This window comes from Leucobacter komagatae, assembly GCF_000834055.1.
GTDB lineage: Bacteria > Actinomycetota > Actinomycetes > Actinomycetales > Microbacteriaceae > Leucobacter > Leucobacter komagatae_A.
This window is the reverse complement of sequence record NZ_JXSQ01000003.1, coordinates 1-20738: the sequence shown is the minus strand read 5'-3', so window position 1 is coordinate 20738 and position 20738 is coordinate 1. Positions and strand designations below refer to the sequence as shown.

The 20738-nt window shown below is 63.7% G+C and carries 17 protein-coding genes; 12 read left to right on the top strand and 5 right to left on the bottom strand.

All coding sequences use genetic code 11. The features are described from left to right. Position 1: 1 nt before the first annotated feature. Positions 2 to 673, bottom strand: coding sequence for a response regulator transcription factor (locus SD72_RS03075; protein WP_042542983.1), 672 nt, complete (start codon positions 671 to 673; stop codon positions 2 to 4). A 251-nt stretch (positions 674 to 924) separates the two neighbouring features. Here SD72_RS03075 and SD72_RS03070 point away from each other — a divergent pair, with 251 nt between their 5' ends. After that, the gene (locus SD72_RS03070) at positions 925 to 2760 is read left to right on the top strand and encodes a putative Ig domain-containing protein (protein WP_042542982.1); all 1836 of its coding nucleotides are present in this window, start codon (positions 925 to 927) and stop codon (positions 2758 to 2760) included. Positions 2761 to 3177: 417 nt separating this feature from the next. Next, positions 3178 to 5043 carry a putative Ig domain-containing protein gene (locus tag SD72_RS03065; RefSeq protein WP_042542981.1) on the top strand — a complete coding sequence of 622 codons (1866 nt, stop codon included), beginning with the start codon at positions 3178 to 3180 and terminating at the stop codon, positions 5041 to 5043. Between the two features lie 141 nt (positions 5044 to 5184). Here the strand turns inward: SD72_RS03065 and SD72_RS03060 are convergent, their stop codons facing one another. Both SD72_RS03060 and SD72_RS03055 read right to left on the bottom strand, forming a co-directional pair. Beyond that, a complete protein-coding gene (locus tag SD72_RS03060; protein ID WP_052492425.1) occupies positions 5185 to 6099 on the bottom strand; it encodes an alpha/beta fold hydrolase in 915 nt (304 codons plus the stop codon). Between the two features lie 158 nt (positions 6100 to 6257). After that, on the bottom strand, positions 6258 to 7004 hold the full coding sequence (locus SD72_RS03055; RefSeq protein ID WP_042542980.1) for a MerR family DNA-binding transcriptional regulator: 747 nt from the start codon (positions 7002 to 7004) through the stop codon (positions 6258 to 6260). Between the two features lie 129 nt (positions 7005 to 7133). On the opposite strand from SD72_RS03055, the gene SD72_RS03050 reads away from it, so the two are divergent. The 4 genes from SD72_RS03050 to SD72_RS03035 all read left to right on the top strand — a co-directional run bounded on the left by SD72_RS03050 (position 7134) and on the right by SD72_RS03035 (position 13024). Further along, a complete protein-coding gene (locus SD72_RS03050) occupies positions 7134 to 8414 on the top strand; it encodes an MFS transporter (RefSeq protein ID WP_042542979.1) in 1281 nt (426 codons plus the stop codon). A 160-nt stretch (positions 8415 to 8574) separates the two neighbouring features. Continuing rightward, on the top strand, positions 8575 to 10026 hold the full coding sequence (locus SD72_RS03045; RefSeq protein WP_042542978.1) for a carboxylesterase/lipase family protein: 1452 nt from the start codon (positions 8575 to 8577) through the stop codon (positions 10024 to 10026). A gap of 257 nt (positions 10027 to 10283) precedes the next feature. Then, a complete protein-coding gene (locus SD72_RS03040; protein ID WP_042542977.1) occupies positions 10284 to 11972 on the top strand; it encodes an ATP-binding cassette domain-containing protein in 1689 nt (562 codons plus the stop codon). A gap of 107 nt (positions 11973 to 12079) precedes the next feature. After that, complete coding sequence (locus tag SD72_RS03035) at positions 12080 to 13024, top strand: bile acid:sodium symporter family protein (protein WP_084766726.1); 945 nt, start codon at positions 12080 to 12082, stop codon at positions 13022 to 13024. On the opposite strand, the gene SD72_RS03030 is transcribed toward SD72_RS03035, so the two are convergent. Next, positions 13021 to 13788, bottom strand: coding sequence for a triose-phosphate isomerase (locus tag SD72_RS03030; RefSeq protein WP_042542976.1), 768 nt, complete (start codon positions 13786 to 13788; stop codon positions 13021 to 13023). The two genes, SD72_RS03035 and SD72_RS03030, sit on opposite strands and share 4 nt — an antisense overlap. After that, positions 13781 to 14590, bottom strand: coding sequence for a DeoR/GlpR family DNA-binding transcription regulator (locus tag SD72_RS03025; protein WP_052492424.1), 810 nt, complete (start codon positions 14588 to 14590; stop codon positions 13781 to 13783). The genes SD72_RS03030 and SD72_RS03025 overlap by 8 nt, the downstream gene beginning before the upstream one ends. 206 nt (positions 14591 to 14796) lie before the next feature. On the opposite strand from SD72_RS03025, the gene SD72_RS03020 reads away from it, so the two are divergent. The 6 genes from SD72_RS03020 to SD72_RS02995 form a co-directional block, all read left to right on the top strand. Continuing rightward, positions 14797 to 16233, top strand: a complete 1437-nt coding sequence (locus tag SD72_RS03020; RefSeq protein ID WP_052492423.1) for an extracellular solute-binding protein — start codon at positions 14797 to 14799, stop codon at positions 16231 to 16233. Beyond that, positions 16233 to 17168 carry a carbohydrate ABC transporter permease gene (locus SD72_RS03015; protein WP_042542974.1) on the top strand — a complete coding sequence of 312 codons (936 nt, stop codon included), beginning with the start codon at positions 16233 to 16235 and terminating at the stop codon, positions 17166 to 17168. Before SD72_RS03020 ends, SD72_RS03015 begins: the two co-directional genes overlap by 1 nt. After that, a complete protein-coding gene (locus SD72_RS03010) occupies positions 17165 to 18064 on the top strand; it encodes a carbohydrate ABC transporter permease (RefSeq protein ID WP_084766725.1) in 900 nt (299 codons plus the stop codon). Before SD72_RS03015 ends, SD72_RS03010 begins: the two co-directional genes overlap by 4 nt. Positions 18065 to 18137: 73 nt before the next feature. Then, a complete protein-coding gene (locus SD72_RS03005; protein WP_042542973.1) occupies positions 18138 to 18635 on the top strand; it encodes a YjbQ family protein in 498 nt (165 codons plus the stop codon). 2 nt (positions 18636 to 18637) lie between these two features. Beyond that, the gene (locus SD72_RS03000; RefSeq protein WP_042542972.1) at positions 18638 to 20104 is read left to right on the top strand and encodes an FGGY-family carbohydrate kinase; all 1467 of its coding nucleotides are present in this window, start codon (positions 18638 to 18640) and stop codon (positions 20102 to 20104) included. A gap of 89 nt (positions 20105 to 20193) precedes the next feature. After that, positions 20194 to 20738: TIM barrel protein (locus tag SD72_RS02995; protein ID WP_157000432.1), on the top strand; the 545-nt coding region annotated here is incomplete at its 3' end.

Sequence of the window (20738 nt, the reverse complement as noted above, 5' to 3'; positions counted from 1 at the left end):
GCTATCCGCCCATCAGCCGGTATCCAACGCCGCGCACGGTTGCGATGAGCGCCGGGCAGTTGAGTTTGCGGCGGATCGATGCGACGTGCACCTCGAGCGAACGGCTAAACCCCGTCCAGTCCGTTCCCCAGACCTCACGGATGATTCTGTCTCGCGGGGTGACAACGCCCGGGTATCTTGCGAGCACCGCAAGGATGTCGAATTCCTTTGGCGTGAGCTCGATGCTGACGCCGTCGGAGAGCACGAGCCGGTTCGCGAAATCAATGTAGGTGCCGTCGATTTCGAGGTTTGAGCTCTCCCCCGGTGCTGGCGCTGTCGTCCGCGCGCGCCTGGTCACGGCTTCGATGCGCGCGATGAGCTCTCGAACGTCGTAGGGTTTCACCACGAAGTCGTCTGCCCCCGCGTGCAGGCCCTTGATCCGCGATTCGACGTTGCTCCGTGCCGTCGCGATGATGATGGGGACGTTACTCACCCCGCGAATGCGTCTGCAGACGTCGAGGCCGTCGATGTCTGGCAGCCCGAGGTCGAGTACGACTGCTTCGGTGTCTGCCCCGACAGCGTCAATCGCGGAAGTTCCGTCGCCTACCCAGTGTGTGGTGTAGCCGGCCTGCCGGAGGTAGGCGCTCAGAGCCTCGGCGACGCGGGCGTCGTCTTCTACGATCAGGATCTTCATCTTTGACTCTCTGCGGGCTGCGTCGGGTTGTACGTCAACTCTTCCAGGGTAGACCGTCTCGCCTGCGCCGCAGTGCAGGCGAGCCTCCGCGTAACTTTTCCTTTGCCGTCCCCTATCTATTACGTATGCTGAATATTAGGCAAAGTTATGCCTGCCGCAGCTTGTTCACTGTCCCGCTCACCCCGCGACGACTGCGCATTCGCCCCTCAGACGTGACTTCCCGAGTCCCCACCAGAGAAAGTGAATGCCACATGCGAAGCAGCACAGCACGTCGACACCGGGGCGCCTTCGGCGTCGCGGGCAGCATCCTCGGGGGTGTTCTCGCCTTGGGGCTCGCCCTGCCCGCCTTTGCCGCAGACGGCCCAGAGGACCCTGCGGAGCCATCAGTTCCCGGCGGTGACGGATCGACAACCTTCACCCCTGACCTGCAAACCGACATCTTCATCGGCGAAGAAACACTGCCAAACGACTTCGTCGCCGGAGTCGACGGCAGTCTGGGCTACGTTTCGCAGCGGTGGCTCAACGAAATCGTCACCATTGACCTCTCGAGCCGAGAGGTCATTCAGCGGGTCTCGACCCCCGGCTCTGGCAACGAGGCCATTCGCGTGAGCCCCGACGGCACCCGCGCCTACCTCGCCACGCTCGAAGGGGAATACACCTCACAGGTCAGCGTCATCGATCTCAGTGCCGGCGTGACCTTCGCGGAGTTCACCGACGTGCCAGAGAACATCATGGAGCTCGTGGTCGCCGCCGACGGCGCGTCCATCTACGTGCTCGGGATCGACGGGACCGTCCTCAAGCTCGATGCGACAACGGGCACCGAGCTCGCTCGGGCCGAGCTCGGGCGGACGTCCTCAGACGGGCTCGCCCTCATCGAAGGCGACAGCAAGCTGCTCGTTGGTTCCAAGAACGCGATCTACACTCTCGACACGAGCGACCTCAGTGTGATCGGGCAAGCCACGCTGTCAGGCATGACATCGACCGCGTTCATGAGGGTCGACACCACAGACGAACGGGTCTACTTCGCAGACTCGGCCGGCGCGACCCTCGGAGTGTTCAACCCCGCATCAGGCGAGATCGAGTCGCGCGCTGCGGTGGGATCGCCCATGGCGGGCGCGGTCGGATATGACGATCTCAACCGCGCATTCGGTCCGGTGCCGTACTGGACCAAGCTGATGGCAGCGAATCTTGAAACGGGGATCCGCTCGGAGAGCTTCCGGGCTACGCCGACCGCGCCGTACTCCGTGGACAAGAATCCCGCTACAGGCGAGCTCCTCACCGCGAACGCTGGGTGGACGAACGCTACCAAGGGCAGCACCGTCTCGATCATTAACACCCCCAGCACGACTGACCCTGCCGATGTCAGCATCAGTGCGCTCGGCGACACCGCACGCTTCGAAATCGACGCCGTTGGCATCAAGCAAGGGCACACCGGCGGGGTGTTCTGGCAGTCATCGAGTGACGGTGAGAACTGGACGGATATCCCTGGCGCGACCTTCGAGCAGGTGAACGTTGTGGCGACGGAGGCAGCAATTGCGCTGCAGTATCGGGTGCGTTGGCATGACGATTTCTGGGGCCTCAGCGGGTTCAGCGATGCGGCAAAGATCGTCGTGCAGGGCCCGGTCATCACGTTCGAAGGCCCGCTCAGCGACGGCAAGGTGAACGCCGCATACCCGGGAACGGTCATTACTGCGACCGGTCAGTCAGACCTCGCGTGGGAGGTTGTGCCAAAGGACGGCGAATCAGGGCTCCCTGCCGGGATCACCCTGGACCCGGCGACCGGCAAGCTGAGCGGCACGCCGACGGTTGCAGGCACGTTCACGTTCACTGTGCGCGTGACCGACACATTCGGCACTGACACGAAGACATTCACGCTGAAGGTTGCTGAGAAGGACATCGGGACGAACCCCACCAATCCGGGCGGCCCTGGCAACCCCGGCACACCGGGGAAGCCAACTCCGAACGATCCACTCAGTGAGACCGGCGGCGCCTCCCCGCTGCTGCTCGGCCTCATCGGCGCGGGCGTCGTCGCGCTCGGAGTAGGCGGGCTCTCCCTCGCCCGCAAGCGTCGGATCGACGGAGCGTAAACCCCGAGCGACACGGTCGCGCGTCAAGGCGCAGCGGGGCTTCTCCCACCAGTGAGAGAAGCCCCGCTGCGCCTTCGTGTTGCAGAGCCCTTGGAGCGAGCAACGCTTCAGGCCACATTCCCTCACCATCCCGAGCACCAGTGCACCCTCAGCGGTCATCGATCAGCTCCCCATCGGGCCCCAATGCCTCTCCTCAGTCTTCCCTCAGGACTACTCACTTCCACCACACCGCCCGCCGGGCGCACTACTCAGGCGGCACTTTCAGGACCTACCGTAGTTTTTGGGAAGCCCATGCGTTGATGCGGTGGGGAGCAGCGAAGCCATCTCTCGGTCGACTGCCGCAACTCCGGTGCGACCCAGCGAATTCGCGCTCCAAATTCACGCTTCCTACGCAATCACACGAGGAAGCGAAGGACTATGAGCACAATTACAGCTCGCCGGCCGAGGAAGACACTCGGAGTCGTCGGAGTCGTTGCAGGAGGCGCGCTCGCACTCTCCCTGCCCGCCCCTGCATTCGCACTAGCCGAACCGTTTGAGCCGGCGGAGGAGGCCTCGACGCGCAGCAGTGCGACGACGTTCACGCCAGACCTGCAGACCGAGATCTTCATTGCGGAAGAGTCGATGCCGAACGACTTCGTCTCGTCAGCCGACGGGACTACCGGCTACGTCACCTCCCGCCAGCTGAACGAGTTCACCATCATCGACATGGCGAAGCGTGAGGTCACTGGCCGCATCGCGACCCCGGGAACCGGAGCGGAGGAGATTGCCCTCAGCCCTGACGGATCCCGCGCCTACTTCTCCATCTTGGCCGGCTGGTTCTCATCGGGCGTCGGCGTGCTCGACCTCGCGAGCGGTACGCTCATCAACGAGTTCACGGACGTTCCCGAAGCCATCGAGGAGATTGTCGTCTCGCAGGACGGCGCATCGCTCTACGTGCTCGGACACGAAGGCGACGTTGCTCGCATCGATCCGAACACCGGAACCGAGCTCGCGACCAAGGACTTTGGCGGCGTCAACGCGTACGGCATGGTCCTCATCAACAATGACTCAAAGCTCCTCATTGGCATGGGAAACACTGTCTACACCCTCGACGCAGAAACACTCGAGGAGCTCGACCGCTTCAAGCTGAGCAACATCCACAGCCTTGCTTCGTTCGTTACCGATGGCACGGACGAGCGCGTCTACTTCGCCGATTCGGCTGACACAGCGCTCGGCGCCTTCAACCCGGCAACGGGCGAGATGCTCGGCCGCGTGGCGGTCGGCAACCCTATGCACGAGGTAGTCGGCAATGACGCAAACAACCGCGCCTTCGGAAACGTTATTTACTGGAACAAGCTGATGGCGGCAGACCTGAATACGGGACTGCGCCCAGATAGCTTCAGGGCGACGCCTACGGCCCCCTATTCCATGAAGCAGAACCCCGTGACCGGCGAACTGCTCTCGGCAAACGCTGGCTTCACGAATGCGAAGAAGGGCAGCACGGTCACGATCGTGAACCCGCCGAGCGTTGCGAACCCGGCGAACGCCGAGATCACCGCGATGGGCGATGACGCGCGCTTTGAGACCGATGCCGTAGGCATCAAGCGGGGCAACGGTGGCGGCATCGCCTGGCAGTCCTCGGAGGACGGCGAGACCTGGACCGACATTGAGGGCGCCTACGACGAGCAGCTCGACGTCGTCGCAACCGCTGAGACCATGAACCTCCAGTACCGCGTGCGCTGGGTTGACGATTTCTGGGGCCAGCGCGGCGCGAGTGAGCCAGCGCGGATCGTAGCACCGGCTCCGATGATCACCTTCGACGGCCCCCTCGAGGACGGCACCGTCGGCACGGCGTACCCGAACACCGTGATCACCGCAACGGGTCAGGACGACCTCGCTTGGTCGCTCGTTGAGGATGCGGACGTAACAGGGCTGCCCGCCGGCATGGAGCTCGACGCGGCAACGGGCGCGCTGACGGGAACCCCGACCGAAGCTGGCAGCTTCACCTTCACGGTGCGAGTGACCGACGTGTTCGGCGAGGACACCCGCAGTTACGATCTCACCGTCAATGATGTAGCGGACCCGACGGATCCAGTCGGCCCGACGCCGACCGACCCAACCGACCCGGCCGGCCCCACTGACCCAGCCAACCCCGGCGATACGTCCGGTGGCAACAAGGGCGGCCAGCTCAGCGACACCGGCGGCGCTTCACCGCTCCTGCTGAGCCTCCTCGCTGCCGGGGTGCTCGCGGCCGGTGGCACCGCGGTCATGATCGCTCGCAAGCGCGGGGGAAGCTCGGTCTAACCAGCGCGCATCACGAGACGGCGTGGCTCAGGATTGTTCCTGGACCACGCCGTCTGCTGTTTCCGCGCAGGCCGACCGTGTAGCCGGGCTGCGCTCACCGAATACGTGCTCGGGTTGAACACGCCCGGCTAGGGCCGCTCGCTACCCGGCGGCCGCAGCGAAGTGGGCCACCAGCTGATCCTTCACCTCGCCCGCGCGCTGCCACGGGACCGAGTGGCCCATCCCGGCAATGCTGTGCATCGTGGCGCCGGGGATCGCCGCGGCTGTCGCCGTGCCGCCCGACATCCCAATGAGTGGGTCTGCGTCGCCGTGCAGCACGAGCGTGGGCACGCGCAGGGCTGCGAGCCGTTCGGTCCGGTCGCCGTCGGCTTGGATCGCGGCGAGTTGCCTCGCCGTGCCCTCAGGCCGAACACCCCGCTCCCACGCGATCACCGCCAGCTGCCGTGCGCGATCCACATCGGCGAACTGCTCTGCCGTCAGCGCGCCGTGGTACCGCACCGCGTAATCAACGTACGTGGCGAGACTGTCGAGTGGCGCTGGGGTGAGGAACACCCACTTGCTTTCCTCACGCGGCCGGCCGACCGCGCGGTTGCCCGTCGTCGACATGAGCGAGGTGAGCGAGCGCACGAGTTCGGGGGCGAGCAGGGCGAGATGCTGGGCAACCATTCCCCCCATGGACATGCCAACAACGTGCACGGGCCGAGCGACTGCGTGCGTCACGAGCTCCCGCAGGTCGGTTGCGAGGTCGCGGAGCGTGTACTCCGGGAGCCCGCCACTTCCCGGAGCGGGCGGGTCGTAGGTTCCCGTGAGTTCCGTCAGGCCGCAGTCGCGGTTGTCGGCGATGAGCGTCGCGTAGCCTGCGGTATGCAGCCCTGCGATGAGCTCTGGTGACCATTCGGTCCGCTGCATTCCGAGGCCGGGGATGAGCAGTACCGTCCCGTTTCGCGCCTCGCCGAGGAGCGAGTAGTTCACCGGGCCGAGCGGGGATTCCCAGGTCTTCCCCGCAAACGGTTCGAGCAGTGCATCCAGTCGTGTTGCCTCATTTATTCGCTCCATTGCGATACCGCCTCTCTTCGCTGGTGCGCTGCTGCGTTGGCTGGCCTCGGCAGCGGCGCTCCCCCGACTCTTTCGTATTTAGCTCCAAGAACCCCGAGCCCACCCGGGAGACCCGGCAGCGCAGGTTCCACGCGCAGCGGCACGCGCCTACGCGTGGATCATTCCCCCCGCCGCACGGCGTGGAGGTAGGCGGCGAGCGCTCCTGAGGCTCGCAGCATCAGCAGCCCCGTCTCGTTGAGTCGCTCGTGCCAGTCGAGCATGGTGCGCAGCAGCTCGTGTGTGCCCCCGGCGTCACGAATCTGGGTGACGGCTGCGCGGATCTGCGCAAGCGGGTATCCCCCACGCCTGAGCAGGGACGCAAGCCGGGCGTCGCGCTGATCGGCCGCGCCAAAGACGCGATACCGGGTGGCCGGGTCGCGCTTCGGTCGCAGGATCCCGACGCGTTCCCACGTGCGCAGCGTCGCGGGGCTCACCCCCAACATGCGTGCGACCTCCCCGATCGAAAGCAGCCTGCCCGTTGCCGGAGCCGCTCCCAGCTCAGCGCCCGGCAGCTTTTCGCCCCCGACTGCTGCGGCGAGCGCAATGTGATCCACCGCCGCTCGCACGTCGAGCAGCGTTGTCCGGTCGCCCCGCAGGCGCTCGTACCCGGCTGCGACGGCGTCGAGCGCTTGGTCGATGTCGCCCCGGTGCACTGCGCGCATGATGCGGCTCGCCTCCGCGTGCCCGAATCCCGCGACGAGCGCGAGGAATGCTCTGAGCGCGAGCGCGTGTAGCCCGGTGTATATCCGGTACCCGCTCGCTGTGCGTTCGGCAGGCGGCAGGCAGCCGTCGCGCTCGTAGTTGCGCACCGCTTGGGTTGAGAGCCCGTGATCCCGGGCGAGATCCGCCGGTCTGAGGGTGTCCATCGCTTTGAGACTTTACCAACATACTTAGCTTATTTCCTAACGCAACACTCAATGGGTTCGCAACATGTATCATGTAACCCACATCGATCGACACCGCCGTCACCCTCCCCGTTCGGAAGGACACAACGCATGTCATTTCCCGCAACAGACGCCGCCCCTTCCCCACCGGTGGGGTGGGCGAAGAACGCCACCCTCTTCCTCGCAGGCCAATCGGTGTCGCTCTTCGGGTCGACGGTCGTGCAGTTCGCGGTGATGTGGTTCATCACGCTCGAGACCCGCTCGGGGCTCGCGCTTGGCCTCTACGTGCTGTTCGCCTTCGGCCCGCAGGGCGTGATGTCGATCTTCGGCGGCGTGCTCGCCGATCGGCTGAACCGGAAGCGGCTCATCATCGCGGCTGACGCGACGATCGCCGTCGCTACACTCGCCCTCGCGTTACTCATGACAGCCGGTATCGACAGCCTGTGGGTCATCTACCTGGCAGTGGCGATTCGGTCCGTCGGCGCTGGCGTGCAGGCGCCAACGGTGCAGGCGCTCATTCCGGAGATTGTGCCTGCGGATCAGCTCATGCGGGTGAACGGAATTTTCCAGACCGCATCGTCGGCTATGGCACTCCTGTCGCCGGCCGTTGGCGCCGTCATCTACACGTCGTTCGGAATCATTCCAACGTTTTACCTTGACGTTGCGACGGCGTGCGTCGGGATCGGCCTACTCATCTTGGTGACCGTCCCAGGGGCGCGCGGCGCGGTTGCTACCGAGTCGACGTTTCGGGCGGACCTCGCTGCGGGGATCCGTTACATTGTGCGCGCCCCCATGATCCGCTGGTTGATCAGCGTGCTTGCGCTGCTGTTTATCCTCGCGCAGGCTCCGGCGGCGGTGCTCTCCCCGCTCCTCATTGCTGAGGTGTTTGGCACGGAGCCGTGGATGCTCGCGGCGGCGCAGGTGTTCGTCAGCCTCGGCACGATGCTCGGGGGCGTGCTCGTCGCCACGCTCCTCGCGAAGCGCAGCCGAATCAGGTTGCTCCTCGCCTCCGCCTACGCGATTGGGGTGTTCACGGTCGCTCTCGGGCTCAGCCCCGAACTGTGGGTCTACTACCTCTTCACCTTCCTTGCTGGCCTCGCGATTCCCGCGTTCTCCGCACCGTTCATCACGATCCTGCAGCAGACCGTTGCCCCCGAAATGCTTGGCCGCGTATTCAGCTATGTCACGATTGCGATGACGCTCTCGACCCCGTTTGGCGTGATGGTGTTCGGGCCACTTGCCGACGTGTTCAGCATTCAGACCCTGCTCATCGTCTCTGGCGCGCTGCTCGTTGGGGTCGTGACGGTCTCGGTGCTTCTGCCATCGGGCAGGGCGACGATCCACGCCGCCCGGTCGGCTGAGCGTGCTGCGCTGCCTGCGCGGGAGGGGTAGCTGCCGCCTACCGTCAGTGACACAGGGGTCGCTGCGAGTTGTTCGACTGGCGCGGCGGCGCCGAGGCGCACGGTGCGGAGCGGGTTTTGGTTCGTGTCTGGTGTTGGCGTGGACGTTTCACCGCAGCAGGCAATACGCTTAACCCGACACAGGAGGCCTCATGGGAGATGCCAACGCGCCACTGGGCGCCAACAAAGCCGCAGCCGAAGCTTCGGCGACGATCAGCACGGGTACGATCGCGGGAGCCAGGCTCGGCGAAATCGACCGATACCTCGGGATTCCGTACGCGCAGCCCCCGTTCGGGGAGCTCCGCTTCACGGCACCGCAGCCAGCGGCACCATGGGACGGCGCGCTCGACGCGGCAGCGTTCGGCCCGACAGCGCCGCAGTCGCCTTACGGCGGCGCGCTCGGCGAACTCATCAAGGTGCCTGCGATCGCGGGCACGAACATCCTCACGGTGAACGTGTGGGCTCCCGCCGATGCGGCGAACGCGCCAGTGGTGCTCTGGCTCCACGGTGGCGCACTCGAGCGCGGGGCCGCCGCCCAGTCGGGCTACGACGGGAGCACGTTCGCTCGCGACGGGATAGTGTTCGTCTCGGCGAACTACCGGCTCGGCGCCGAGGGCTTCAGCCTCGTTGACGGCGCACCGGCCAACCTCGGCCTCCTCGACGCACAGCTCGCACTCGAGTGGGTGAGCCGGGAGGTCGCCGCGTTCGGTGGGGACCCGCGACGCATCACCATCATGGGCGAATCGGCTGGCGGCGCGCTCGTCGCTGCCCTGCTCACACACCCGGCGTCGCGCGCGCTTGTCGCGGGCGCGATCATCCAGTCGGGTCCGCTGGACGCTGTCGAGCCAGCAAAGGCCCGCCGCGTCTCCGACGCAATCGCCAAGAAGCTCGGCATCGCAGCGACGCGTGCGGCCTTCGCCGACACGTCACCCGAGGAACTGCTCCGCGCCCGCTCAGAGATCGCCGCGGGCGGATCGCCGCTCGGTGGGGCCCCTGGCTACACGCTCGCGGTGGATCCGCAATCGCTCCCAAGCTCGCCAGCTCAGGCACTCATCGATGTCGACATTCCCGTACTCATCGGCACGAACACAGACGAGTACCGGCTGTGGCTGACCCCGGATGCCGTCGCGGGGATCGGCCGCGCGAAGGCGTTCCTCGCCCGGCTCGCGATGCGCGTGCCCGGTCGCGCGGCACGGGCCGCCCGCGACGCATTCCCGGAAGCGTCACCCGGCGAGCAGCTTGGACAGATCGTCACCGACCGGCTGCTGCGCGCCCCAGCGACGCGGCTCGCCCAGGCTCGTACCGCGCCGACGTTCGTCTACGAGTTCGCGTGGGAGAGCCCCGTCCGCGACCTGCGGGCTGCGCATGCCATCGACATCGCGTTCGCCTTCGACCTCCTCGAAGATGCGGATGCGCTCCGCCTCAACGGCACGGCCGCCCCAGCTGAGCTCGGCCGCGAGATGCACGCCGCGTGGGTGGCGTTCATTCGCAGCGGCGACCCCGGCTGGCCGGCGTTCGGGCAGGCGAGAACCACCCGCGTGCTCGCCGAGCGCTCGGAGACGGTCCCGCAGCGGCGCGCAGCGCTCATCGACGCGCTGCGGTGACCGGCTGAGCGGTGGCAGGATCCTGAGCCAAAGCTCACCGGCCACCGCTCACCGCACACCACCTCCCCGCGGCGATCAGCCGTGCGGTAAACTACCCCCATGCATTTGTACTTCATGTAACGGCCGCGAGCGCCACCGCCCTCGTCGAGCTCTTCCGAGCGCGCGGTGAACACTCGCTCTGACCCTGATGGGTCGCCGTTATTTGCGCACCCCGCCCGCCGTTTGGCTGGCCGTGCGCTTCACCGTGAAGGAACAACATGCCCAGCAAGACCACCCCTATTCCGGCGCGCCATCGCGCCCAACTCACCGCGTCAGATCTGTCGGTGCTGCGCGGCCCGACGCGCGTCCTCACCGGCGTCGATCTCACCGTCACTCCGCGCTCGCGCGTCGCTATCGTCGGCGAGAACGGGCGCGGCAAAACGACGCTGCTGCACGCGCTCGCCGGCAGGCTGCAGGCGGATACCGGATCCGTGCACCGCATCGGCACGCTCGGGGTCGCCGAGCAGGAGATGAGCGCAGCGCCCGGACGAACTGTCGGCGATGCCGTCGCCGAGGCGATCGCACCCGCGGTCGCAGCCCTTGGCGCGCTCGACGCCGCGGCCGCTGGCCTCGCAGCGGGCGACGGGCCCGCCAACGGTCCGAGCGGCGCAACCGCCCCAGGCAGCCCGAGCGCCGCGAGCGCAGAAGCATACGCGCGGGCGCTCGAGGTCGCCGAGGCACTCGACGCCTGGGACGCGGAGCGCCGAGTGACCGTCGCCCTCGAGGCCCTCGATGCCGAGACGGATCCGGCCGTCGCCCTCGCTGAGCTCTCGGTCGGGCAGCGATACCGGGTGCGGCTCGCGTGCCTACTCGGAGCCGACGACGACTTCCTACTCCTCGACGAACCAACCAACCACCTCGACAGGGGTGGCCTCGATTTCCTCACCGCGCAGTTGCGTTCGCGGGCGGGCGGGGTCGTACTGGTGAGCCACGATCGCACGCTGCTCGCCGACGTCGCAGACACGTTTGTGGATCTCGACCCAACCCCAGACGACAGGCCACGCGTCTACGGCGGCGGCTTCGCAGGCTACCGGGCTGGACGGCACGCTGAGCGCGAGCGGTGGGAGCAAGGGTACGAGCGACAGCAGGCTGAGCGGGAACGACTGCAGGCCAGTCTGAGTAGCGCGCAGAACCGGCTCGTATCGGGTTGGCGGCCGGAGAAGGGCACAAGCAAACACGGCAGGGCCACCAGGGCAGGCGGGCTCGTGCAGAGCGTGCACCGCAGGCAGGAAGCGCTCGCGGAGCAGGCAGTCACGATACCGCCGCCGCCCCAAGCGTTCCGGTTCCCTGAGCTCACCGTGCGCGGCGGTGCAGATCTCCTCTCAGTCTCCGGTGTGACCGTCCGCGGCAGGCTCGCTCAGCCCGCGTCGTTCGTGCTTCGTCGCGCGGGGCGGCTCCTCGTGCGGGGTGAGAACGGCGCAGGAAAGTCGACCCTGCTCGCTGTCGCTGCGGGAGCACTGCAGCCGGATACCGGCGCGGTCGCGTCAGCCGCTTGGGCACGTCTCGGATTCCTCAGGCAGGAGTCGGCGTTACCCGCAGACAGGCGAGCTGTCGATCTCTTTACGGAGCATGTGGACGCGCTCGTCTCCTCGGGAGCTCTCGCCGCACGTGAGGCCGTCGGCCTCACTCAGCTCGGGCTGCTGCAGGCCCGCGACGCTGGGAAGCGTGTAGGCGATCTTTCCACCGGGCAACAACGCCGGCTCGATCTTGCGCTCGTGCTCGCCGCACGACCGCACGTACTCCTCCTCGACGAGCCGACCAACCACCTCTCGATCGCCCTCGTCGACGAGCTAACCGACGCACTCGGCGCTACGGAGGCCGCCGCCGTTGTGTCGACCCACGACCGGCAGTTGCTGCGGGATCTTCGCGATTGGCCCGCCCTGGAATTGTCGGAACACTCGCGGTGAGCTGAGGGTGACGCACCTGCGGTGTGGGAGGAGCTTTGGAGCGGCTCCCCCACACTGCGCCACAGAAAAGACGAGACATTCAACACTGATTCCGCCATACTGTCGCTATGGGATCAGCGTTGACCACCATTGGATTGCCCGTAGCTCTCGGGATCATCATGCTCGGCCTCGGCCTGAGCCTCACGATCGGGGACTTCACTCGCGTCGCGAAGCATCCGAAGGCGGTGTTCATCGCACTCGTCTGCCAGCTTCTCCTCCTCCCCGCGATCTGCTTGGGCCTCGTGCTTGCGTTCAACCTGTCGCCGGTGCTCGCCGTTGGCATGATGATGCTCGCCGCGTCGCCGGGAGGCAGCACAGCGAACCTCTACAGCCATCTCTTCCGGGGCGACGTCGCGCTCAACATCTCCCTCACCGCGATCAACTCAGTAATCGCTGTGGTGACGCTCCCGCTCATCACCAACCTCGCCATCGCCTACTTCTTGCCGGGAGACGCGACGCTCGGTCTGCAGCTCGGGAAGACCATCGAGGTGTTTGTCATCGTGCTCGCGCCCGTGGCAATCGGGATGCTCGTGCGAAGCTGGCGCCCCCAGTTCGCCGACCGCATGGACAAGCCCGTGCGCATCGCGTCGATCGTGATCCTCATCGTCGTCATTGCTGGCGCGATTGTCTCCAACCTCGACATGCTGCTCGAGAACCTTGGGCAGCTGTCGCTCATCACGGTGCTGTTCTGCCTGCTCAGCCTGAGCGTCGGCTTCTTCGTTCCCCGGCTGTTCAAGGTCGAGCGAAAGCAGGCGATCGCGAGCTCGTTCGAGATTGGGATCCACAACGCCACCCTCGCGATCGTGATCGCGCAGACCGTGCTCGGCAACATGGAGCTCTCGCTCCCGGCCGCCGTCTACGGGGTGCTCATGTTCTTCGTCGCGCTCGCGTTCGGTTTCGGGCTGCGCGCTGCGCACCGACGCGCGGATGCTGCGGCAGACGCGGCGGATACGACGTCTCCAGAACGCCACGATCGAGCACAGCCGAGGGCGGGCGGTGAAAGAAGAAGCTAGCGCTCCGACGTGGCCGCCATAGGCACGGAGCCCGATACGACCATAGCGGCCTGATAATCATCAAACCCTGCACGAGTTGCGCGTACGAATTCAGCTACGGCCGCAACCGGCGAAGCGGCACGCAACACGCCGGAAGTGGCGCCCGTACCTGATGCGCCGTCTGTCATGATCTGCCGAGCATCGTCGGGGGCTCCCACCCCTCCTGCGTGCATCATAAGCACCTCCGGTGCTAGCTCAGACATCCGTGCGTCAATGTCCTGGATCCACGGACGGGCTTCACCTCCAGAGTGCCCGATGAGTTCCGGAGGCTCGAACAGAATGACCGTGGGGCGCAAGCGAGCGAGGCTAAGTACCTGCTCCCGATTCCCCGCACACACCATCGTCATCAACCCGTTCGCGTGAGCGCGGGCGATCGCTCGCTCCAGAGACTCAGTGTCCAGTGGACAGCTGTCATGATTCAGCATCACGCCAGAGGCACCTGCGTCCTTCAAAGATTCAGCAATCGTGCGACCGACACTTGTCCCTGGTTCCTCAGCGTCCATCGTCTGCGCAAACACATGAACCCCCGGCACGGCTGCCCGCACTTGGGCGATGAGCGGGGCCGGTACCGTGAGAATTACCGCAACGCGATTGCGCTTCGCAGCAACTTGTGCTGCCTGAGCAAGCTCGATGATCTCCGGCAAACGGAGGAGATTCTTTGGCCCGATCTCGAAAAATGGTGCCTCGAGCTTGTCCATCGTGTATCCGTTCTGCAGGTTACTCATCAGGTTCGTCCCGAGTCGCCACGCGCACCGGGTCAGCGAGCACGATGCTCACTGTCTGGGGCATCGAAGCGATGAATAGGTTTTTGGGGTCAACGTCGGTAACGATCACGTCGATGTCATCAACCCCGGCGACTCGAGACATAAGCACGCGGCCGAGTTTCGAGTGGTCTACGGCAAGTATTACTCGGTCGGCTCGCTCAATCGCGAGACGCTTGCCTGCACTCTCGCCAGGATCGTAGTCTGTAAGCCCCTTCGCTGGGTGGACCCCGCTAATTCCCATGACATAAGTGTCAACGTTGTAGTGCTGCAGTTCGTCAGACATCGTTGAGCTTGTCGTCGCCATCTCGGAGTGTTTGAGCCGACCCCCAAGCAGAAATATCTCGATGTGGGGCTCGCCTGTCAGCTCAGCAGCGACGGCAAGACTGCGGGTCACTACGGTGAGTGCTTTACCACTGCCGCTCAGAGCACGAGCTACCGCAAGAGCTGTACTGCCCCCGTCAAAGAACACGACCTCATCATCAGCGATGAGTTCCGCTGCAGCGCGGCCGATGTGTGCCTTCGTGTCATGTTCGGAGTCAGCCCTAGCTGAGAGTGCAGGTTCACGGTTTTTCGGATCAACAATGACCGCTCGCCCCCCAACAAGCCGACGCAGTACACCGTCGGCTTCCAGAGCCTCTAAGTCTCGACGGATCGTCATCTCAGACACCTCGAAATGGGTGGCAAGGCTAGCGATGTCCACCTCGGCTCGGTCTCGCATTAGCAGCTCAATTGCAGAGCGGCGGCGCTGGGGCCCTTGACTCATCTCAGCTCCCGTCATCGGTGAAATTTGCGGACCGCCCCAGGGCAAGTCCCGTGACGAGAACCTATCACAACGAGCTTCTCAAATGTTATGGGTTCACATTCAAGAACATGATGCTTGCGCAAATGGTGTTAAACAATTACATTTACCTGAAATAGGATCACAGTCACGATCCCGAGCTCGCCGATCTCCTGACCGGAAGGACAAAGATGTACCACTCCACTCGAACGCCCACGATCCGTAGAGGCCGACTCGGCACCGTCATCGCGGGAGCAGCGACATCCGCCCTGCTGCTCACGGGGTGCGGAGCTGGTACAGGAAGCGCTGTCGATCCGGCCGATGCAAACGGCTGGTCTCAAGAATTCGCCGGATCCGAGATCAATGTGCTCGCTGAAGCGACACTCAATTCCGAAATACTCGCTGAGCTCGCGCCTGAATTCACCAAGATGACCGGTATCTCCGTGAACATCGAGACAGCACCGTTCGCGCAGCTCGTACAGACCGTCACTCTTGACTTCTCGACCGCACAGGGCGATTTTGACGTCGTGTCAATACCTTATGACTACCTGGGCGCATATGCCGGGAGCGACTACCTGTTGGACTTCGCTCCGCTCATGGAAGAAAACTCCGAGCGCGTCAGCCCGGACTTTAACCAGGACGACATCCTCCCCGGCCTCTGGGATACAGCAGCTCTCTGGGACGGCGTCACCTACGGGATGCCCTCGAATAGCGCCGTTACGATGATGCTCTACCGCGCCGACATACTCGACGATCCCTCGGAAAAGGCGGCGTTCCAGGAAGCCTACGGCTACGAACTTGCACCGGCAACGACCTGGCAACAGTACTCGGACATTGCTGAGTTCTTCACCAGAAGCGCCGGCGAGCAGCTTGCCGGTGAAACGCTCGAACAGCCCCTCTACGGGGTTACGCTAGCCGGCAAACGGCACGAGGCCGCTGTGTTCGAATGGATGAACTACGCAAACTCATTCGGCGGTGGTGTTGTCAACGCCGAAGGCAACCTCGTTGTTGATTCTCCCGATTCTGTAAAGAGCTTGGAGTACATGGGCTCCCTCGGGAAATTCGCTCCCCCAGGCTACACCTCGGCCACGTGGGACGAAGTGACCGCACAGCTCCAGCAGGGCATCGCTGTCCAAGCCATCTCTTGGGGCGATACCGCAGGCGCTATGGAGAACCCTGACCAGTCAGCAGTGGTCGGCAAGATGGGCTACGGCGACATTCCTGTCTTCTCTGAGGGGGACGCCCCACACGCGCTCCACGGGGCGTGGACCTATTCGATCAGCAAGGACTCAAAGACTCCGGACGCCGCCTACCTGTTCACGGCCTGGGCTCTATCGGCCCCTGTACAAAAGGCAATCGGAGAGAAGGGCGGTGTGCCTGCAACGCGATCTGCATTTGAAGATGCGGATCTCCTCGCCACGCTGCCTTCCTGGCCTCAGCAGCTGAACAGCCTCGAGAACGCGCTCGCCCGTCCACGAAACGCTGAGTGGCCGCAGATGCTCGAACAGCTTGCCCTCCAGGTTTCCAACTCGCTGATCGGAGAGGCTACCTCTGAGGCCGCGCTGCAGAACGCCCAAAAGGACATCACCGCTGTCCTCGGCGACAAGCTGCCGCTCAAGGCGTTCTGATGACAGCATCACTCACGCACCGCTCCCAGCCGGCGCAGAAGCGCCGGCTGGGAGCGGTGTCCAGGCAGCGCTGGGCGAGATTCTTTATGCAGGCTCCTAGCCTCATCGTCCTTGCCCTTGTTCTCGTGTTCCCTCTCGGGTACAGCCTCGCGCTCAGCTTTCAGAGTTACAGCCCAGTCGACCCGACTGCCAACGGCCAATGGATCGGCCTCGCGAACTACGTGCGCATGCTCCAAGACTCACAGTTTGGGCGAGCAATCCTTGTCACGATTGTCTACGTCGTGCTCGCTGTCGGCATCGAGACCATACTGGGCACCGCGGTTGGGGTGTGGCTCTCTCGCCTCATGCGCACTCGCCGCCTTGTGACGTCATTTCTACTGCTTCCCATGATTGCAACGCCTCTCGTGGTCGGTCTCATGTTTAGCTTCGGGCTCAACCCTCAGTTTGGCTATATGACCTCGGCGCTCCAGTCCCTCGGGCTTGTGGGCGAAGCAGGCGTGCTGGATAGCTCAGCTGGCGCTTTCACAGCGCTCATTGCACTTGACGTGTGGGAATGGACGCCCTTCATTGCACTGATGGTGCTCGCGGGTCTTTCTGCGGCACCGCAGGCTCAGATCCAAGCTGCCGAACTCGACGGCTGCAACACTTTCCAGATCTACCGACACGTGATGCTCCCCATGATTCGCCCCGTTATCGGGGTCGCGATCCTGTTCCGGGCGACTGAGGCAATTCGACAGTTTGATCAGGTTTACATCCTCACTGGTGGGGGCCCTGGGGCTGCGACGACCGTCAACGATATGTTCCAGTACCGCGTGAGTTTTACCGCTTTCGATATGAGCTATGGCGCTGCGCTCGGGATCGCTACCTTCCTCGTCGTGACCGTGCTGGCTTGGGTGCTGTTTCGCTATTTGAACCGAAAGGGAGCTGACGCATGAGTTCATCGACGGTTACCGACACACAAAGGCTGCTTAACGTCGTCCCTGCCACCACGACACGCGTCGTCAATAGCCCTTCGCGGCGCCTCCTTGTTACGGGGCTGACCGCAACGCTCGCGGTTGGGCTGATCGGGGTATACCTCTCCCCAATCATTTGGCTAATCCTCACCTCTTTCAAGAACCGTGTAGACATATTCTCAGCCACTCCAAGCGTGTTTTTCACCCCCACATTGAGCAACTACATCGACGCTTTCGTCACGAAGGGGTTCGCTGGAAACCTCCTGAATTCAGCGACTGTAGGTATCGTTTCTACGGTCGTTGCACTTGTTGTCGGCGTGCCGGCAGCGTATAGCCTCAGCCGTGTTCGCAAGGGCGAATCCTTGATGATGGCACTCCTTGCGGCAAGACTGCTCCCAGCGATGGTGCTCGCGGTTCCTCTGTTCGTGCTCGCCTCAAATCTCGGGCTGCGCGACACATACTTCGCACTGATCGCAGCGCACCTCACCTTTGCGCTCCCTTTCACCGTCTGGATGATGCGCGGGTTCTTTTTGTCCGTCCCACCCTCACTCGATGAAGCCGCGAGACTCGACGGGTGCGGCGAGTGGCGAACCTTTTTCACGATCGTCCTCCCCATCGTAAAACCCGGACTCGCGGCTACCGGGATCTTCTGCTTGATCAACTCTTGGAATGAGTTTCTGTTCGCACTCGTTCTCACAGGCCGGCACACCCAGACGCTTCCCGTAGCTATACCGAGCCTCATTACGCCAATGGGGACATCATGGGGTCAGGTTGCGGCAGTTGGCACGATCACGATCCTTCCGGTGATCATCATCGCCTTCCTGGTTCAGAAGCACATTGTCTCTGGAATGACCGGAGGGGCGGTATCTGCGGAGTGATAATTTTCCCGTCGCATCGCCCCCCTCCAAGACTCCTCTTTCCTGTCTTCGCCGCATTCGAAGGAACCACAGCATGATCGTTCAGAACCGCTCGTTCACTATCCAGACCCCCGCTCGCCAAGAGTTCTTCGACATCACCGATCGCGTTACAGAACTCATCACTGAGTCAGGCTTGGCTGACGGCATTGCCGTGGCCTACTCCCAGCACACGAGCTGCTGCGTGATCATCCAGGAGGAGTCAGAGGACGTCACCTATTACGGGACGCAGTTGCTGCTGCAGGACACGATGAACGTGTTCGCCAAGGTCGCCCCGCCAGCTCGACATGAGGGCCAGTACTTGCACCCAGGCCCGGTTCATATTCGGAATGCTGCTGAGCTGAGAGATGAGCACCCTTCCTGGGGTCTCAATACCGATGGGCACATTATCTCCTCGGTTCTCGGGCGCTCAGAAACCGTTCCTGTCGATGGGGGCGCACCTGTGCTGGGTGAATTCGGGCGTATCTACTTTGGTGATCTTGACTCAGTTCGAGAGCGCAGCCGCACCGTCTTCGTGACGCTCCTCGGTCGCTGATCGTGCTGATCTACGCGGTTGACCTGGGCACGACGAACATCAAGGTCGTCCTCTACAACGAGTCATTGGTTCCCCTCGCTACTACGCGGGCTCCAATGCATTACCGGCGCGACCGTGAGCGTGTCGAGTTCGACCCAGAGGCGCTCTTCGAGCTCACGCTGGAGCTGATACGTGAATGCGCTAGCGAAGCGCGGGCGACCGAGCTCGAGCATGCGCGAATCGTGGTGACAGGACAAGCAGAGTCTCTCGTCGTTGTCGATAGGTTCGGGCTTCCCGTGATGCCTGGTCTGTCTTGGATGGACGGACGTTCGACCCTTGAGGCACGCGAAATCTCAGAACGGTTCGATCAGGAGGTGGCTTTCGCGGTGACCGGAGAGCCAGAATCCGTTGCGACCTGGCCCGCATCGAAGCTGCGGTGGCTGGCAATGCACATGCCTACGGTGCTGGCCCACTCGAACCAGGTGCTTATGGTCAAGGACTATGTGCTGCTGCGTCTGACCGGCCTCGCTGTTGGAGAAGAGTCCACCCGCGGGTTCAGCTATCTGTTCGACGTCCAGCGACGTTGCTACTGGGACGAGATGGTGGCGTTCTGCGGAATCACGCAAGGCATGCTCCCCAGGATTGTGCCCGCCGGGAGCGATATTGGAGGACTGCAGCAGTCAGTCGTTGATCTTCTCCCCCGCGCGCGCTCCTACACGGTTAACGTCGGCGCACTGGACCACTTCTGCGCGATGGTCGGCACCGACTCTTACCGCGAGGGAACCCTGAGTGTTTCCGCAGGCACAGTGCTTTCCTTCTCCGCCCTTGATACTGATTGGGTCTTTGACAGCGCTCACCGCGCATCGTTTCATCCGGGGCTTCGAAGCGGAGAGACCGTTCTTTTCACCTGTGCTGATGGCGGTGGCGTGAGCCTCAGCTGGTTCATGGATAACATTTCTCCAGGAATGAGCTACGACGACCTGGGTCGCGAGCTGGCCGAGCGAGATCACACAGGGGCCCCGTTGTTTCTCCCATATCTCGCGGGCATGAGCCCGCCAGACTACAACGAGTCTGCTCAAGGAGCTTTCCTGGGGCTTGAGCTTCGACACGATCGCGTTGACCTTGGATTCGCCGTCATGGAGGGTGTGGCTCATCTGCTGCGCAGCAACGTGGACGACTTCGCCAACCACGGCCGGAATATCACAGGCATCGTGTCGACGGGCGGTGGCACGGCCTCCTCCTTCTGGAATCAACTCAAAGCTGATGTCGGCGGTGTTGAGTTTCGTGTCCCGGACGAGCCCGAGGCAGCGTGCCGCGGCGCTGCCGTTCTGGCGCTCGCCGCCGCAGGAATCATCGATTCCATCGTCGACACCTCAAGTCTGCACCGGCCAACTGAGCGCACCTATCGGCCACTCCCCGACCACCTCCGTGACACGAGGTACGCCTCGTTCAGATCCGCTGTCCAGAAACTACACGGCGCAGGATCGTAATAACCTTCAACACTCACCAGGAGACAACAATGAAACTCTGCTGTTCATCCCCCATGATTCCAGGCAGGTCACTTACGGAAAAAGCCGAATTGGTCCGCGCCTGGGGTTACGACACCCTCGCGGTGTTCCAGCCAAAAGACGAGTGGACCCCAGCGGTCCACGGCGAACTCCTCGAGCTGGAATCGCGCACTGGGGTTCGTCCTGTCGAGTTCGTCCTCACCGACGATATTTACGGGAACGCAATGTCTGAGGACCTGCGACTCCGTGATGCCTGTCGCGACATGTACCGCGAGGCTGTTGACGTGTGCGCTGAGCTAGGCATGGTGACCGAAATCGAATACGAGTACGGGCCCCAGGATCCAATGCCGCTTTTCACTCCCTACAGGCAGATGCCAGCGGCCGAGGAAACTGACTTCGTGAGTTTCTACCTCGAACTCCTAGCCCGAGCGAGCGGTTCGGCGGCAGCTGTCCTGCTTGAACCACTGAACAGGTATGAGAGCCGTTATCTCAATTCCGTGAGCGACAACCTCCGCGTGCTCGAGTTGGTTAATCATCCCAATAGCGGCCTGCTACCTGACACTTTTCACATGTCGATTGAAGAGCAGAGCATCAGCGGCGCTCTGCGATCCGCTGG